Genomic DNA, 15223 nt, shown 5'->3' on the forward strand with positions numbered 1-15223 from the left:
GGTGCCGGCGGATCCCAGCGCACGGTCGATGTCGGCATCCGAAATCTGGACGCGCGGGCCATAGCGCGCGCGGATCAGATCGCGCCACGCAAGGTTGATGAGCACGAAGTCCCTGAAAGTCTCCTCCGCCACGCCGGCCTGCGCCAGTGCGGCGACGAATTCCTGCCGGGAAAGATCGGCGCGGCTGGCGAATTCTTCCAAGCCTGCATTGATCTGCTCATCCGTCAGCGAAATACCCGCCTCGGCGGCGGCCGCGGCGCGAAGGCGGTCGTCGATCAGTGCCTCGATCGCGGCTTCGCGGGTGGCATTGGGTGCGTTCAGCACCTGCAGGAACCGCTGGCGCTGTTGCACTTCGAATTCGGTCACCAGCGCGTCGTTGACCTGGGCGACCGGGGCAAAGAGATTCTGGGCCGTCACGGACCCTGCCATCAGGACAGGCCCGGAGACCAGACAGGCAAGCAGCATCGCCCGGCCAAGGAATCGTGAGATTATTTCGCGCATGACCGTACCAGTCTTTCCGTTTCGGTTGAGGCCGAGAACCCGCGCAGGCCGATGTTCAGCCCAAGGCTCGTAGTGGGTTCGAGGCTCGTTGAGGTGGTATAGCGCCGGCGTACAGAAAGGTCGACCGAGACGCATTCGTTATTGTAGCTGAGGCCGAGGGCGGCGTTGGCAGCGCGGCTGTCGGCCACGTCATAGCGCAGGTCGGCCGCCGCGGCCCAGTGGCGGCTGATGTCATAGGTGGCATCGAGGCTCACCTCCGAGACCTCCTCGAAGCGGTCCTCCGCCGGGTCGATCCCGAGCCATAGGAAGCTGCCGCCGAGGCTGCCGCGCGGGAAAGTCCAGTCGCCGCGCAATTCCGCCTTTGCAAAATCGAAATCCTCGTCGAAGAGGCCTCGGCCGGTCACCGCCAGCCCCCCGGCGCTGGCGATCTGGGCCGCGAGCAGAAAGTCCGATCGCGGCCCGTCGAGCCCCGATGTCACGGTAAAGGCAGGGTCCGCGTCTTCGCGCAGGACCTGACCCAGCACCACATGGGTTTCGAAGGCCCCCGGAACGGAGCGCGCCCAGTTGACGCCGAGCGCGACGGTGCCCTTGCGTTCGCGCCGGTCGGGCGCGGGGAAACGGGACAAGGCGAGCAGATTGCCTTCGTCGAATTCGACCCGCGTGCTTTCCTCGTTCGGGATCGCCAGCCTGCGGTTGCCGACCCACCCCAGCTGCACGACCGGCTCCAGCACCTGCGTCGCACCCGAGGCTTCGCGCCGGATGAGCGGATAGCGGAAGGCGAGTGCTGCCTGCGGGGCGATTTCGGAATGGTTCTGGTCGAAGGTGATATCCTGTGTGATGTCGAAGACGTTGAAGGTGGCCCCCGCGCGCAGGTCCGCCACAAGGCCCGAGCGGTGCACGAAGCGGCGGAGGTATTCCGCACGTCCGTTCAACCGCGCCACATCCCGCCCGTCGACGATAAGGTCCGGATCATTGCTGTCCCGGTCGAGGTCCGAATTGCGCCGGTGGCTGTGAACCTTCAGGCCAAAGCGCAGTTCGCCGCCCAGCCGCCGGGGAAAGAAGCGGCGCTCGTATTCGCCGTCCACCACCACGGTGGGCAGGGTATCGTTGACCTCCCCCTGGCGAAGGCTCTCGAAATTATAGAGGCTGCCGCGCAGATAGATGTCCCGGCGGGTCCGGCTGACGGTCAGTTCACTGGTCAGGCGGTCCTTGTCGGAATAGCCGTAATCCGCGAGGTATGAACGGTCGCTGACCGTCTCGATATCGAAATAAAGCTTGTAGTCGCGCGGCAGGTCGAAGGCGCCGGTGCCGAAGAGATAGGCGCGGGTATCGCCGGGCCGTTCGTCATCGTCGCTGAACGCGCCGTCGAACTGTATACGCCCGTTCACGAAAGCCTGCCGGTAGCGCAGTTCCAGCGTCTTCGTGCTCGACGAGAGATAGGGCGTCAGCGTCAGGTCACGGTGATCGCCGATCTTGATGAAATAGGGCAGTTTCAGCCCGGTTCCCAGTTCAGAGGTGGTGCGGATCGACGGGGTCAGAAAACCGGTGGCCCGCGCCAGCGTCGGGTCCGGCAGGCGAAGCCGGGGCAGGTAGAAAACCGGCAGATCGCGGATGAGGAACTGCGCCTCGTCGAAATAAAGCTGCTGCGCCTCCTCGTCGTGGACCACCCGTTTGGCCCGGATCTGCCACAGCGGTGGCTCGCCCGTGCCACAGACCCGGCAGGAGGTCACGGCGGTCTTGTAAAGCTGGCTGTAGCGGCCATCCACCCGGTTGATCTGCAGCGCGGCAAGCTGCAACCGCTCGTTCAGGATGAGCCGCGCGCCGGTCAGCAGGCCGTTGCGCAGGTCGGCATCCAGCTCAGCCGCATCCGCAAGGATCGTCGTCTCCTCGCCCTCGGTCAGCAGGATCGGCCCCTCGATGGACAAGGCGCCCGCTTCCTGATCGTAGCGGATCGCCGAGGCGCGCAGGCGCGTCCCGTTCTGGAACGCCTCCACATTGCCTTCGGCCACCAGAACCCGCTGGGGTGTGATGAAGAGATTATCGGCCACAAGAACGGCGGCATCCTCACGCTGCTGGGCAGACAGGCCAAGCGGGAGGAAGAGCAGCACGAACGCTGTGGCGAGTTTGCGGGAAAACGCTTTCATCTCAGCCGTCCTCCACATGAAGCAGGAAACCGAGCGCCAGCAGCATCGCCGCCAGCGGCGGGGCCCATGCGGCCAGCAGAACGGGGATCTGGCCGTTCTCTCCGAGAATCTGCGCGAAACTGCGAATGAAATACAAGCCGAACCCCAGAAGCACAGATGTCAGGACAGCGACGCCCGTCCCGCCGAAACGGGTATGGCGCATGGTAAAGGCGCTCGCAACAAGAACCATCGCCGCAAGGAAGAAGGGGCGCGCCAGTTCCGCCTGCATCCAGACCTGATGGCGGCGGGTGCTGAAGCCGGCCTGTTCCAACTGGCGGATGAACTCCGGCAGATCATAGATGGAAACCGCGCCGGGGGTGCCGATGGTCTGGCGGATGCGGTCCAGCGTGAGCGAGGAGGGCAGCGTAAGCTCTTCGGAAGTCTTGGCATTGCCCTCGGCATTGATGCCCGAGATCAGAGGCCATGATTTCACGTTCTTGAGCAGCCAAGCCCCGGGAAAAAGCTGCGCGCTCTCGGCCTCGATCCGACGGACGGGGCCGCCGCCGGGCGCATAGGTCAGGAAGGTCACGTCGAACAGCAGCGACGCATCGGCGTTCGACCGCAGCGCACGGATCACGGTCTGTCCGCTTTCGCCGCCCTGCCGAAGCCATAAGCCTTCTTCGCTGACCGACAGGGCGGAGCCACCGCCGTTGCGATAGCTGTCGGACAGTTGCAGATAGCGCTTGCCCGTGGCCGCCACGATGGGGTTGAGCATGCTCACCGCAAGAACGCCGATGATCAGCGCGACGGTCACGGGCGCGATCAGCGCCTTGAGCGCGGAACGCCCGGCAGCCCGGGTCACCACCAGTTCCGACGACCGCGCAAGCGAGATGAAAAGCGCGATGGTCGCCAATATGACGATGAGCGGCAGGATCAGGTTGATGGTCTCGGGCGCATTCAACAGCGTCATGCCCAGAATGCCTTGCCAGCCGATGTCGTATTCACCGAACTTGCGCGTCTGTTCTACCATGTCGATCAGCATCACCAGCGCGAAAAGCACGAAGGTGATGAACAGAAAGCTCATCGCGAAACGGCGCGCGAAATAGATATGCAGGATCATGCGGCGGCCTTTTTGCGCCGCACCCGGCGCGCGGGATATGAGGCAAGGGTCAGCATCACCACGACCAGCAGCCCCCCAACCAGCGAGGGCAGATACATCAGCGGCCAGAGCGCCGCATCGCCCCGCACGGTATCCACGAGCGTTCCGCGCAGGCCGTCGATGGCGATGAGCAGCCCGAAGGCCACGACAACTTCGCGCCAGACGCCGAAACGGGAATAGCTACCGACCATCAGCGTGGCATAGCCAATCAACGCGGCGATCAGGCAGAAGAGCGGTTGCGCGAAACGGGAATGCACCTCCTCGGCCACGTCGCCCAGCCGTTCGCCGGCCTTCTCGGCCAGCGCGTCCCAGCCGGTGATCAGCTGCGGCGTGGTCAGGTTGCGGATCGAAAGGGTGCGCTCCGAATCCCGCGAGACCAGCGCCGAGATATCGAAGGAGAAATCCTTGAACTTGGCGGTCGAAAGCCGCTTGTCCGCGGTGCTGAGCCGCTGGGCCAGACCGTCCACCATGATCAGCGTCGTGGCCGAACCGTTGCGCACAAGGTAGGCTTCGGCGGCGGTATAGATGGCGCCTTGCGCCGAATTCCGCCGATCCGAAAGAAAGACATCCCGCAGCACACCGTCGGCGTCGATCTGCCGGGTGTAGAAGGTCACGAGGGGGGCGGGATGCAGAAAGACGCCCTCCGTCAGGAGGCGTGCAGTCACGTTGCGGGAAATCTCGGCCTCCCTCCGGGTCAGCTGGTCCTGTGCCAGCGGGACGAGGAAATGGGTCAGTATCGACATCATCGCCGCCACGACGAGCCCGTAGACGAAAACCGGTCGCGCCAGCCGCCACGGCCCCGATCCCGTCGATTGCAGCACTACCATTTCGGATTCGCCCGACATGCGGTTGGTCACATAGACAGAGCCCGCAAAGGCCGCGATCGGCAGGACGGTGGTGATCAGCTTGGGCAGGCCCAGCACCGTGAATTCAAGGAACACGATGGCTGACTGGTTGTCGCCGATCAACCTGTCGAACAGCAGCACCGCCCGGTTGATCCAGAACAGCGCGACGAGCACCAGCGCGAAAAAGCCGAACAGAACGAGGAGCTGCGACAGCATGTAGCGGTCTATTCGTGCCACTGTATTCCCCGACTTCCTGCTGCCTGCGCATTTTTCGCGAATGTTAGCGGATCTCGCGGGGCCGTTAAACTCATATCTGGCCACTCCCCCGATGGCGGGTTAGGTCTTGGGCGAAATCAAGCGAGAGGCACCCCGAATGACCGATCTGACCCCCATTTCCTTCGAAGAGACCGATATCGACCGCATCGCCGGCCACGCAGGCCGGGTCGCGGTGCTGCTGGACCCCGAAGGACGCATGGATACGGGTGCCCGCCGGGTGAACAAGCTGATGCGCGGCGCACTGGAACGGATGACCGAAGGCGCGGCCTTTGCAAAGGCGAAGCCGGGGCAGGTGCTGTCGCTGGCCTATCCCTCCGGCATGGCCGCCGAAGGCGTGGATGTGGCGATCCTGCCCAAGAACGCGGATGTGCAGGCCGCGCGCAAGGCGGGTGCTGCGCTGGCCAAGGCGCGGGGCACCTCCGATCTTCTGGTGCTGGGGGGCAATCACCGGCGCCTTGCCGAAGTCGTCTTCGGCGTGGCGATGCGGGATTACGACTTCACCGATCACAAGAGTTCGCCTGCAGAAAAAGGCGGCAAGGTCACGGTGATGTGCGCCAAGCCCGATGCCGTGTCCGAAGCGGCGGACCCGCTCTTGGCCGTTGCGGGTGGTGCGTTCTTCACCCGTGACCTCATTAATGCGCCCGCGAACGTGCTGACGACCTCCTCCTTCGCGGAGCGTCTGAAGGAGATGGAATCGCTCGGCCTTGAAGTCGAGGTGCTGGATGAGGCCCAGCTCGAAGAGCTGGGGATGCGCACGCTTCTTTCGGTCGGGCAGGGCTCCGTCAGCCCCAGCCACGTGGTCGTCATGCAGTGGAAGGGCGGCAAGGAAGACAGCGCGCCGCTGGCCCTGATCGGTAAGGGCGTCGTCTTCGATACCGGCGGCATCAGCCTGAAACCCGGCAACGGCATGGAAGACATGACGATGGACATGGGCGGCGCGGGCACCGTTGCCGGCGTAATGCGCACGCTGGCTCTGCGCAAGGCCAAGGCCAACGTCGTGGGCCTCGTGGGGATCGTGGAAAACATGCCATCGGGCAATGCGATCCGGCCCGGTGACGTGATCACGTCGATGAAGGGCGACACGGTCGAGGTGATCAATACCGACGCTGAGGGCCGGCTCGTGCTCTGCGATGTGATGTGGTACGCGCAGGAACGCTTCAAGCCCGCTGGCATGATCGACCTTGCAACCCTTACGGGGGCCATCATCATCGGCCTCGGCCATGAGAACGCGGGCGTCTTTTCTAACGACGACGCCTTCTGCGACAGCTTCCTGAAGGCCGCCCGGACGGAGAATGAAGGCGCGTGGCGGATGCCCATGGGCTCGGGCTACGATGACCTGCTGAAAAGCCGTATCGCGGACATGAAGAATATCGGCGGTCGTGCGGGCGGGTCGATCACCGCCGCGCAGTTCCTCAAACGCTTCGTTCAGGACGGCACGCCCTGGATCCACCTCGATATCGCGGGGGTGGCATCGGTGAAGAACGATACGCCGCTCGCCCCCAAGGGGGCCACGGGCTGGGGGGTTGCCGCGCTGAACCGGATGATCGCGGACGGCTACGAAACGGACTAGGCTCTGATGGGCGCGGTCTTTTTCTACCATCTGACGCAGCGGCCGGTCGGTGAAACGCTGGCCATGCTGCTGCACAAGACGCAGGCCAACGGCTGGCGCGCGCTGGTGCGGGGGAGCGATCCCCAGCGCCTCGCCGCGCTGGACGATCAACTTTGGCAGGGCCCGCCCGACAGTTTCCTCGCCCATGGGTTGGCAACGGGCGAGGCGGGCGACGCCGATCAGCCGGTGCTGCTGACAACGCAGCCCGGCAATCCCAACGGGGCCAAATGCCTGATGGCGGTGGACGGGGCGGGCGTCTCCGCGACGGAGGCAGAAGATTTCGTACGCGTCTGCATCCTGTTCGACGGTTTCGACCCCGCGGCGGTGGATGAGGCGCGAACCCAGTGGCGCAGCCTGACGGCGGCGGGACTGGCGGCGAAATACTGGTCCGAAGAAAGCGGACGCTGGGAGATGAAGGCCGAAAGCGGCGGCGCGGGCTGACCGCGCGTCGGCGTCATCGCCAGCGGCTCAGCGGGACAGGCGCAGCTCGCCCTCCGTGATCTCGATCCGGCCCCAGCGTTGCAGATAGCCCATGCCGAGCAGCGATTGGTTCATCTCCCCCTCGCTCACCACGGCGGGAACGTTGCGGTCCGTCACATTGCCCAGCGTCACCGTGTCGAGCCGAACGAAGGCGGTGCGCACCTCGCCATTGGCGGTAAAAGCGCGGCCCGTGAAGTTCAGCGCTTCGGGGTCGAGGCCCGCGCGTGCCGCGTCCTGCCGGGTCAGCACCATGTCGGTAGCGCCGGTATCGACGACGAAGCGGATGGGCGTATCGTTCACCGAAAGCGTGAGGTAGTAATGCGCGTCGCGGCTGCGTGGCACGACGATGGTGCCATCGCTGGCAAATTGCGCGCCGCTGGTCCGCCGGTCGCTGGAAATGTCCTGCCACAGGCCCACGGCAGCGGCGGCCCCGACAAAGATCAGCCCCCAGATGGCGGCCTGCTGCATCGTCTTGTTGAGCCCTTCGCGCGATTGCATGAAAAACCAGCCGGCGACCATGGCCAGCAGCAGGATGAGATAGATCAGGCGTCCGGTTTCGATCTCGGCCATGGGCGGTCTTCCTCGCGTTGCGCTGCCCCAATATAGGGGCTGCCGCCCGAAGTTCAGCCCGTTCCCGGCCCGAAACCGAAGGCAATGAGCCCGTCGAGGATGAACTGCACGGACAGGGCGGCCAGCAACATGCCCAGAAGCCGGGTGATGACGTTGATGCCGACCTTGCCGATGACCCGTTCGAGATAGCCGCTCGCCTGAAGCGTCAGCGCCATGACCACCAGCGTCAGCGCGGTGATCGCCAGCACGGTGATGAGCCCTTCGGCCCCCGGCTTTTCCCCGGTCAGCAGGATCACAGACGCAATGGCGCCCGGACCCGCGATAAGGGGAATGGCCAGCGGAAAGACGGAAGGGTCGTCATCATCTTCGCCGCTTTCCTCGGTCGCGGCTTCGGCCCGATCCTCGCGCCGCTTGGTGCGCCGTTCGAAAAGCATGTCGATGGCCGTAAGGAACAGCAAAGCGCCCCCCGCGACGCGGAAAGCAGGCATGGATATGCCGATGAACAGCAGCACCGCCTCGCCGAAGGCGGCAAAGACCGCCAGCGTCAGGCCCGCAACCAACACCGCCCGCCACGCGATCCGCCGGCGCTGTGCCGCCGTCCGACCGCCTGTCAACGCAAGGAACAGCGGCGCAATGGCGATGGGGTCGACGACGACGAACATCGTCACCAGCGCCGTGATCATATAGGCGGTGTCAAAGGTCATGCGGTGGCCTTTTCCAGCCGGTCGAGCGCCGACATCCAGATGCCTTCCGCCCGTTCGAGCGCTTCCATCACTTCGGCGTACTTGCGGTTCCAGACCTCAAGCTCGCCCACCTTGTCGTTTTCGTACAGTGCAGGGTCCGCCAGCTTCTTGGCGAGTTTGTCGCGCATCTCGTTGATCTTCTCCACCCGCGCTTCGGCTTTCCGCACTTCTGAGCGATAGGCAAGGATGTCGTCCCGGCTGGCGCGCTTGGGTTTTGCCTCGGGTTTTTTCGGGGCGCTTTTGGCGACGGGTTTGTCCGGCGTCAGCAGCATCTTGCGATAGGTTTCAAGGTCGTCTTCGTAGGGTTTGACCGTCCCGCCCGAGACCAGCCAGAGCCGGTCGGCCACCATCGACAGCAGGTGCATGTCATGGCTCACAAGGATGACGGCGCCGGAGTAGCGGGTCAGCGCCTCCACCAGCGCCTCGCGGGATTCGATATCGAGGTGGTTCGTCGGCTCGTCGAGGATCAGCATATGCGGCGCGTCGAGCGTCGCCAGCAGCAGCGACAGCCGCGCCTTCTGGCCGCCCGAAAGCCGCGCCACCTCGGTCTCGGCCTGGTCGGGGCCAAGGCCGAACCCCGCAAGCTGTGCACGCAGCTTGCTTTGCATCACGCCGGGACGGGCAGCGATCATATGTTGCAGCGGTGTTTCGTTCACATGCAACTCGTCCACCTGATGCTGGGCAAAGAAGCCCACGCGCAGCTTGTTCGCCTTGATCTGCCGCCCCGCCATGAGGTCGAGCCGTTCCGACAGCAGTTTCGCCAGCGTCGATTTGCCCTGACCGTTTCGGCCCAGAAGCGCGATGCGATCGTCCTGATCTATGCGCAGGTCAAGCCGCGACAGCACCGGGGTGCCCGGCACGTAGCCCACCGCGCCGCCTTCGATATTGACGATGGGGGGCGACAGCTCCTCCGGCTCGGGGAAGGTGAAAACCTTGCGCGCCGCCTCTTCGGGCGGGGTGATCATATCCATCTTCTCGATCATCTTGAGCCGCGACTGCGCCTGTTTCGCCTTGCTGGCCTTGGCTTTGAACCGGTCGACAAAAGCCTGCATATGCTCGCGCCGGGCCTGCTGCTTTTTCGCCATCGACGCTTGAACCGCGCGCTGTTCGGCCCGCTGGCGCGCGAACTGGTCGTAGGGCCCCTGGTAGTAGGTGAGCTTGCGGTCCTCCAGATGCAGGATGCCGCCCACGGCCCGATTCAGTAGCCCCCGGTCGTGGCTGATGATCAGCACGGTATGGGGATATTTCGCGAGGTAGCTTTCCAGCCAGAGCGCGCCTTCGAGATCGAGGTAGTTGGTCGGCTCGTCGAGCAGCAGCAGGTCGGGCTGCGCAAAGAGCACGGCGGCCAGTGCCACGCGCATCCGCCAGCCCCCCGAAAAAGCGGAGCAGGGCATCTGCTGCTGGGCGTCGTCAAATCCGAGCCCCTTGAGGATGGAGGCCGCGCGCCCTTCGGCGGACCATGCGTCGATGTCCGCCAGCCGGGTCTGAATATCCGCGATGCGCGCGGGATCGGTGGCGCTTTCGGCTTCGGCCAGCAGGGTTGCGCGTTCGACATCGGCGGCAAGCACCGTGTCGATCAGCGATGTTTCGGAAGAGGGGACTTCCTGCGCGACACCGCCGATACGCGCCCGCGAGGGCAGGGACAGGCTGCCCGCATCAAGGGTAAGCTCCCCCCGGATGAGGCGGAAGAGCGTCGTCTTGCCCGCGCCGTTGCGCCCCACGAGGCCGACCTTGTGGCCATCGGGGATCACGGCGCTTGCCTCTTCAAAGAGGGGGCGGCCTTCGACGGAGTAATTGATTTCGGAGATACGTAGCATGGGCGAGCCTCTGACGCGTTGCCCGGCCCATGTCAATCATTGGCCGCGCGGCGCAGCCGGTGTGAAAAGGGGCAGGTGCCGATCCGGGCGGGCTGCTGCATGGCGCGCTGGCCCCGAGTTGTCCCCTTCGCGCCTCCCGATTGGGGCTTTCGCCCTCAGGGGGCGCGTGTTAAACGCGCCGCCAAATTAGCTCTATGAAAGGACGTTATTCATGGCTCTCGAGCGCACCTTCTCGATCATCAAGCCCGATGCGACACGCCGTAACCTGACCGGCAAGATCAATGCCAAGTTCGAGGACGCGGGCCTGCGCATCATCGCGCAAAAGCGTATCCACATGACCAAGGAGCAGGCGGGTGTCTTTTATGCCGTGCACGCCGAACGTCCCTTCTATGACGAACTGTGCGAATTCATGGCATCCGCCCCGGTCGTGGTGCAGGTGCTGGAAGGCGAAAACGCCATCGCCAAGAACCGCGAAGTGATGGGTGCGACCAACCCCGCCGATGCCGCAGAGGGCACCATCCGCGCGGAATTCGCCGAAAGCGTCGGTGAAAACTCCGTCCACGGGTCCGACGCGCCGGAAACCGCGGCGGTCGAAATCGCCTACTTCTTTGCCGGGATGGAACTGGTCGGCTGAAGCGACTGCCATTTTCGGAACGACATTAGGGCCGCAGCGATGCGGCCCTTTCGTGTTTCAGCCTTCGAGCGTCGGATGATGTGAGGAAAGCCGCCCTTCGACGTCTTCGGTGCGCGGCGCCCGGGCAATCTGCCGGTCCAGATGATCCTGCAGCAGATCGACATTGCGGGAATTCGATTTCCAGCCGACGTCGAACAGGTCACCGATAAGCGGCACTGCACCGATCACGAGGTCGATGCCCGTATTGGCCCCCATCCGGGCCAGAAGCGCGGGCGGTGCACCGAGGCGGTGTGCTTCTTTCAGGATATAGGCGGCGGGGGCCAGCGCCAGTGTGTCGCCGATACCGGGCACGAGACCGAGGATCGAATCCCATCCGACGCGGACGCCGACGATCGGCAGGCGGAACGCCTTGTCCATCCGGTGGGCCAGTCGCCGCAGACGGGCCACATCCCGCGTGTGGGGGTGTTCTTCGGTATTCATCGGGGTCCCTTCGCTTCGCGTTACAGATGAACGCACCGAAGGACGGCTGGTTCCGCTCGGGCCAGAGCGGCTGGATTGCGGGCAGGTCAAAGCCCCTTTGGGCGACTGATCGAAGGTGTCACTCTTTTGATGGTCCGGGCGTGGGCGGGATCAGATGCTGGCGTAATCCGTGATGATGGGTTTTGGCCGGGGTCGGGGTTTCTGCCCGGGGTCTCGCGGTGGTTTCGGCGGTTTCGGATCACCGGAACCGGAAGGGATCTTCGCGGTACGTGCCATGTCTGCCTCCTGTATGTCAGGCAGCCTTGGAACCGACTGCCCCGAGGCTATGCTGCTTTGGGGGCATGTCGCCAATGAGGCTCAATTCAGGTAAGATTGTGCCAGTGGCACAGAGCGCCGGTCAGCTCTCCCGCGTCTGCCGACGGAGTGCCGCTGAAACCCCTTCGCGCACCGCGCGCAGGGGGTGGCGGACGATTGGCACGTAATCCTGCTGCCCCATCCCCGGCCCGTATCCCCAGTCGGCAAGCGAGGCTTCCCGCCCGGGCGTGACGGTCCAGCCCGGGTAGGCATCGTTGCGGTGACCCGAGGGCAGGGCGAAGTCGTATCGGGGCTCCAGTTGGAGAAACGCGGCAAATGCCTCCATGTGGGCGCGCGGCCTTTCCATGATGTCTTCGTAGCGCAGGATCATCACGCTGTGCAGATGCGCCGCGTCACCCTGCATCCGCCCGTGTGCCTCGATCCAGTGGTCCAATGCCTCCTCCTGGGCGAGGTCCACCCATTTGGCGACCGCGCCCGCCACCGCTTGTGGATGACGGATGACGACGATGAACTGCGATAGCGGAAAAAGCTGCTGATAGAGCCGCATGCGTGAAAAATTTACAGGCGATTTTTCGAGCCGCCAAGGCGCATCTTGGGGTTGAAACCATTTCTCCCAATCCGAAGCGATCCTGTCGCGCACATCGAGCCGGTCGAAGCTGCCGCCTTCGATGTGGTGCTGAGCGGGGTCGGTGGCGAAATGCATCGGCCGCCCGTGCAACGCCGTGTGTGGTATGGCCCCCTGCAGGTAGACGCCTTCGTTTTCGGGCACCGGCGCATCGCTGATGGAGGCGACGTTTTCGAGGCTGGCGATCATACGCGAAACGATCGAAGTGCCCGAACGGTGCAACCCACCCACGAAAACATAACGTGCCATTTTCGCTCCTCTTTTCCGCTGCCGGTACTTCTAGGGTGAACCGGGGGCGGGTCCAGCCTTTTATGTCGGGAACTGATTTCCGGGAACTGTTGTTATGTGGGTACACGGAGGCTCACACCACCGTGAGGTTAAATAGTTAAATTTTAGCGAGGTCGTGATGCGTGTGATGCACATCGCTCTCGGCGGTTGCCTCAAGGCGCCGCCGATACAATACGGTATTACCGACGATACCGGTGGTCATATCGCCTATGTTCTGGGCGCCGCGCAGGCACAGGCCAAACTGTCCGACAACCGATCCGTCACCATCTTGACCCGCGCCTTCGATGACCCCGGTCTGGGTCGCATCCATTCCCAAGAGCGCGAACAGATCTCCGACAAATGCAGCATCCTGCGGCTCCGCACGAAAGATAGCCGCTACCTGCCCAAGGAAGAACTGGACGCCCAGTTGCCCGAGATGACGGGGGCTTTCCTGAACGCCCTGCGCCATGCCGATCACCTGCCGGACATCATCCATGCGCATTTCGCGGATGCCGCCGTATTGGCGCTGGCGGCGCAGCGTGAATTCGGCATCCCGTTCCTCTACACGCCCCATTCGCTGGGGCTGGGGAAAAAGGGGGCGCAACATTCCCCCGCCATGAAGACCCGCATCGCGCAGGAGCGCGAAGCGATCTGCAAGGCCGCTGGCATCATCGTATCCTCCCGCGATGAGGCGGAGCGCCAGGTCGAAGCCTATGGCTGCCACGCGGGGGGCCGGACGCACCGCGTCAATCCCGGCGTCACCCTGCCCGAAGCCGGATCGGTCGAAGCGGCGGAGGAATTGCTGGCCCCTTTCCTGCGGGACTCGGACAAATCCATCGTGCTCGCCATTGCGCGGCCCGTGCGCAAGAAGAACCTCGTTGCCCTGATCAACGCCTTCGGGGAAAGCGCCGATCTGCGGGAGAAGGCGAACCTTGTGATCGTCGCTGGCCTGCGGGAAGGGATCACCGGGGCCAGCGAAGAACAGGACGCAGTGATCACGGAGCTCTTCGATCAGGTGGATCGCCACGACCTCTGGGGGCATGTGGCCCTGCCGCGTCGGCATAGGCCTTCGGACATCGGTGCGCTCTACCGGCTTGCCGCGGAACGGGGCGGCGTCTTTGCGAATCCTGCCTTCTATGAACCGTTCGGGCTGACATTGGTGGAGGCGGTGCAAACCGGTCTGCCGTTCGTGGCCACCGCCAACGGCGGGCCGGTGGATATCGCTGAGATCACCGGCGGCGGCACCGTGGTGAAACCGGAAAAGCCCGGCGCCATCGCAGAGGCGTGTCTGAAATGGCTGAACCGCCCGGGAACCGATCTGCAACTTGCCCGCGCCAGACGTCAGGCCCGTGCCGAGTTCAATTGGGACCGTTGGGCGCAAGAGGTGCAGGCGCTGATGCAGGATCTTTGCGCCGCCCCCGGCGAAAACCCCCGCTGGCTGCGCCGCATCGTCGCCTGCGACATCGACAATACACTCACGGGCTGTCGCGACAGCGCCGCCACCTTTGCAGCATGGGTCGCGAAAAGGGACGCGGGCATCGCCTATCTGGCAGCCACGGGCCGCAGCATCAGCGAAGCCCGCCGCGTTCTGGCACAATGGTCGCTGCCGGAACCGGAGGTTTTCATCACCTCGGTCGGCAGCGAGATCTGGCGCCGCTCTGCCCCCGGCCAATACGAGCGTTGCGCCAAATTCGCCGCATTGCTCGACAAGGAATGGGACCGCGCAGAAGTCGAAGACGTACTGCGCGCCCAGGACCTGAAGCCGCAACCTGTCTATGAGCAGCGCCGCTGGAAGATCAGCTACATGGGCACCGCGGAGGAGGCGGACAATATCCGCGACCGGCTCTATGAGCATCGCCTTTCCGCGAGGGTCGTCGCCTCGCACGGCAGGTTCATCGACGTGCTGCCCCGCGCCGCCGGGAAGGCCAACGCCATCCGCTTCGTTGCCCGGGAATTCGGCCTCGACCTCGCGGATTGCGTCGCTTGCGGTGACAGCGGCAATGATCTCGACATGCTGACGAGATGCGGGCGCGCCATCGTGCCCTCCAACGCCTTCGACGAAATCGCCTCCCTGACCCGGCCCGGCCTTTACCGCAGCAAGGCGCCCCATGCGCTGGGTGTTCTGGAAGGCCTCGAACAGCTTGGCATGGCGCAATCCGCCGTCGCGCGGACGATGGCGGAATAGGGATGCGCGATCACGTCACGACAGCCACCAAGGCCCCGATCGGCTACTTCGTCCACCATCAGGGGCGGGGCCATGCGGAGCGTTTCGTCTCCATCGCCAAGGCCCTGCCCGAAGACCGCCCGCTCGCCGTTTTCTGTGCGCGCCCCGAGATATTGACAGGGCTCCCGAAACGGGTGGAGGTGATCGAGATCCCTTCGCTCTTCGAGCCGTCGGGAAATGAGCCGCGTGGAATGGGCGCGATCGCCACGCCCGATATGCTGCATTGCGCCCCGGTGGGCTGGCCCGGTATCCGGGCGGCCATGGCACAGATGGCCGCATGGTTCGAAAGTGCCGCCCCCGCGCTGATGATCTCCGATGTGAGCGCCGAGGTGGCGCAACTGGCCCGCATCTGTTCGGTTCCGCATGTGAAGGTGCTGCAGCACGGCACCCGCAGTGACCCGGGCCATATGGCGGCCTATGATGGTGCCGCCGGCTTGCTCGCCCCTTTTGACGAGGCACTGGCGCAGGAGGACTGGACCCCGGCCATGCGGGCCAAGACCTTCTTTGCGGGGGGTCTGGGGCTTGCCACGCGCAAGGCGCAGCGGGCAGCGGCAC

Annotated in this window: 13 protein-coding genes and 1 pseudogene; 5 read left to right on the forward strand and 9 right to left on the reverse strand. The window is 64.5% G+C overall.

Annotated elements, in window-relative coordinates; genetic code table 11:
- From A3728_RS20970 to lptF, 4 genes are all read right to left on the reverse strand, one after another.
- The coding region (locus tag A3728_RS20970) for a SurA N-terminal domain-containing protein (RefSeq protein ID WP_236630593.1) at positions 1-501 on the reverse strand (501 nt) is incomplete at its 3' end.
- Positions 489-2645 carry an LPS-assembly protein LptD gene (locus A3728_RS20975; RefSeq protein ID WP_067928346.1) on the reverse strand — a complete coding sequence of 719 codons (2157 nt, stop codon included), beginning with the start codon at positions 2643-2645 and terminating at the stop codon, positions 489-491. The genes A3728_RS20970 and A3728_RS20975, both read right to left, overlap by 13 nt.
- Position 2646: 1 nt before the next feature.
- On the reverse strand, positions 2647-3744 hold the full coding sequence (gene lptG / locus A3728_RS20980; protein WP_067928349.1) for an LPS export ABC transporter permease LptG: 1098 nt from the start codon (positions 3742-3744) through the stop codon (positions 2647-2649).
- Positions 3741-4865, reverse strand: a complete 1125-nt coding sequence (gene lptF, locus A3728_RS20985) for an LPS export ABC transporter permease LptF (RefSeq protein WP_067928352.1) — start codon at positions 4863-4865, stop codon at positions 3741-3743. Before lptF ends, lptG begins: the two co-directional genes overlap by 4 nt.
- 136 nt (positions 4866-5001) lie before the next feature.
- Between lptF and A3728_RS20990 the strand changes: the two genes are divergently transcribed.
- On the forward strand, positions 5002-6474 hold the full coding sequence (locus A3728_RS20990; protein ID WP_067928355.1) for a leucyl aminopeptidase: 1473 nt from the start codon (positions 5002-5004) through the stop codon (positions 6472-6474).
- A gap of 6 nt (positions 6475-6480) precedes the next feature.
- Positions 6481-6954: a DNA polymerase III subunit chi gene (locus tag A3728_RS20995; RefSeq protein WP_067928357.1), complete on the forward strand. Its 474-nt coding sequence runs from the start codon at positions 6481-6483 to the stop codon at positions 6952-6954.
- A 27-nt stretch (positions 6955-6981) separates the two neighbouring features.
- Here the strand turns inward: A3728_RS20995 and A3728_RS21000 are convergent, their stop codons facing one another.
- The 3 genes from A3728_RS21000 to A3728_RS21010 are packed head-to-tail and all read right to left on the reverse strand — an operon-like array spanning position 6982 to position 10123.
- Positions 6982-7563 (reverse strand): retropepsin-like aspartic protease family protein, encoded by a 582-nt coding sequence (locus tag A3728_RS21000; RefSeq protein ID WP_067928360.1) that lies wholly within the window; start codon positions 7561-7563, stop codon positions 6982-6984.
- 53 nt (positions 7564-7616) lie between these two features.
- A complete protein-coding gene (locus A3728_RS21005; RefSeq protein ID WP_067928365.1) occupies positions 7617-8267 on the reverse strand; it encodes a MarC family protein in 651 nt (216 codons plus the stop codon).
- Positions 8264-10123 (reverse strand): ABC-F family ATP-binding cassette domain-containing protein, encoded by a 1860-nt coding sequence (locus tag A3728_RS21010; protein ID WP_067928368.1) that lies wholly within the window; start codon positions 10121-10123, stop codon positions 8264-8266. The genes A3728_RS21005 and A3728_RS21010 overlap by 4 nt, the downstream gene beginning before the upstream one ends.
- Before the next feature lie 211 nt (positions 10124-10334).
- Between A3728_RS21010 and ndk the strand changes: the two genes are divergently transcribed.
- Complete coding sequence (gene ndk, locus A3728_RS21015; protein ID WP_067928373.1) at positions 10335-10757, forward strand: nucleoside-diphosphate kinase; 423 nt, start codon at positions 10335-10337, stop codon at positions 10755-10757.
- A gap of 57 nt (positions 10758-10814) precedes the next feature.
- Here the strand turns inward: ndk and A3728_RS21020 are convergent, their stop codons facing one another.
- A complete protein-coding gene (locus tag A3728_RS21020; protein ID WP_067928376.1) occupies positions 10815-11237 on the reverse strand; it encodes a DUF4112 domain-containing protein in 423 nt (140 codons plus the stop codon).
- Positions 11238-11634: 397 nt separating this feature from the next.
- Positions 11635-12426, reverse strand: coding sequence for a sulfotransferase family protein (locus A3728_RS21025; protein WP_067928380.1), 792 nt, complete (start codon positions 12424-12426; stop codon positions 11635-11637).
- Positions 12427-12583: 157 nt separating this feature from the next.
- Between A3728_RS21025 and A3728_RS21030 the strand changes: the two genes are divergently transcribed.
- Positions 12584-14629, forward strand: a complete 2046-nt coding sequence (locus A3728_RS21030) for an HAD-IIB family hydrolase (protein WP_067928384.1) — start codon at positions 12584-12586, stop codon at positions 14627-14629.
- A gap of 2 nt (positions 14630-14631) precedes the next feature.
- Positions 14632-15223, forward strand: a pseudogene (locus tag A3728_RS21035) (hypothetical protein); the annotation flags it as partial.

The sequence above is a fragment of the Sulfitobacter sp. HI0040 genome (assembly GCF_001634885.1).
GTDB lineage: Bacteria > Pseudomonadota > Alphaproteobacteria > Rhodobacterales > Rhodobacteraceae > Sulfitobacter.

Excerpts from the sequence above, each read along its gene's own strand:
- A3728_RS20975 (WP_067928346.1), bottom strand. The coding sequence starts at position 2,645 with ATGAAAGCGTTTTCCCGCAAACTCGCCACAGCGTTCGTGCTGCTCTTC.
- lptG (WP_067928349.1), bottom strand. The coding sequence starts at position 3,744 with ATGATCCTGCATATCTATTTCGCGCGCCGTTTCGCGATGAGCTTTCTG.
- A3728_RS20990 (WP_067928355.1), top strand. The coding sequence starts at position 5,002 with ATGACCGATCTGACCCCCATTTCCTTCGAAGAGACCGATATCGACCGC.
- A3728_RS20995 (WP_067928357.1), top strand. The coding sequence starts at position 6,481 with ATGGGCGCGGTCTTTTTCTACCATCTGACGCAGCGGCCGGTCGGTGAA.
- A3728_RS21000 (WP_067928360.1), bottom strand. The coding sequence starts at position 7,563 with ATGGCCGAGATCGAAACCGGACGCCTGATCTATCTCATCCTGCTGCTG.
- A3728_RS21005 (WP_067928365.1), bottom strand. The coding sequence starts at position 8,267 with ATGACCTTTGACACCGCCTATATGATCACGGCGCTGGTGACGATGTTC.
- A3728_RS21010 (WP_067928368.1), bottom strand. The coding sequence starts at position 10,123 with ATGCTACGTATCTCCGAAATCAATTACTCCGTCGAAGGCCGCCCCCTC.
- ndk (WP_067928373.1), top strand. The coding sequence starts at position 10,335 with ATGGCTCTCGAGCGCACCTTCTCGATCATCAAGCCCGATGCGACACGC.
- A3728_RS21020 (WP_067928376.1), bottom strand. The coding sequence starts at position 11,237 with ATGAATACCGAAGAACACCCCCACACGCGGGATGTGGCCCGTCTGCGG.
- A3728_RS21025 (WP_067928380.1), bottom strand. The coding sequence starts at position 12,426 with ATGGCACGTTATGTTTTCGTGGGTGGGTTGCACCGTTCGGGCACTTCG.
- A3728_RS21030 (WP_067928384.1), top strand. The coding sequence starts at position 12,584 with ATGCGTGTGATGCACATCGCTCTCGGCGGTTGCCTCAAGGCGCCGCCG.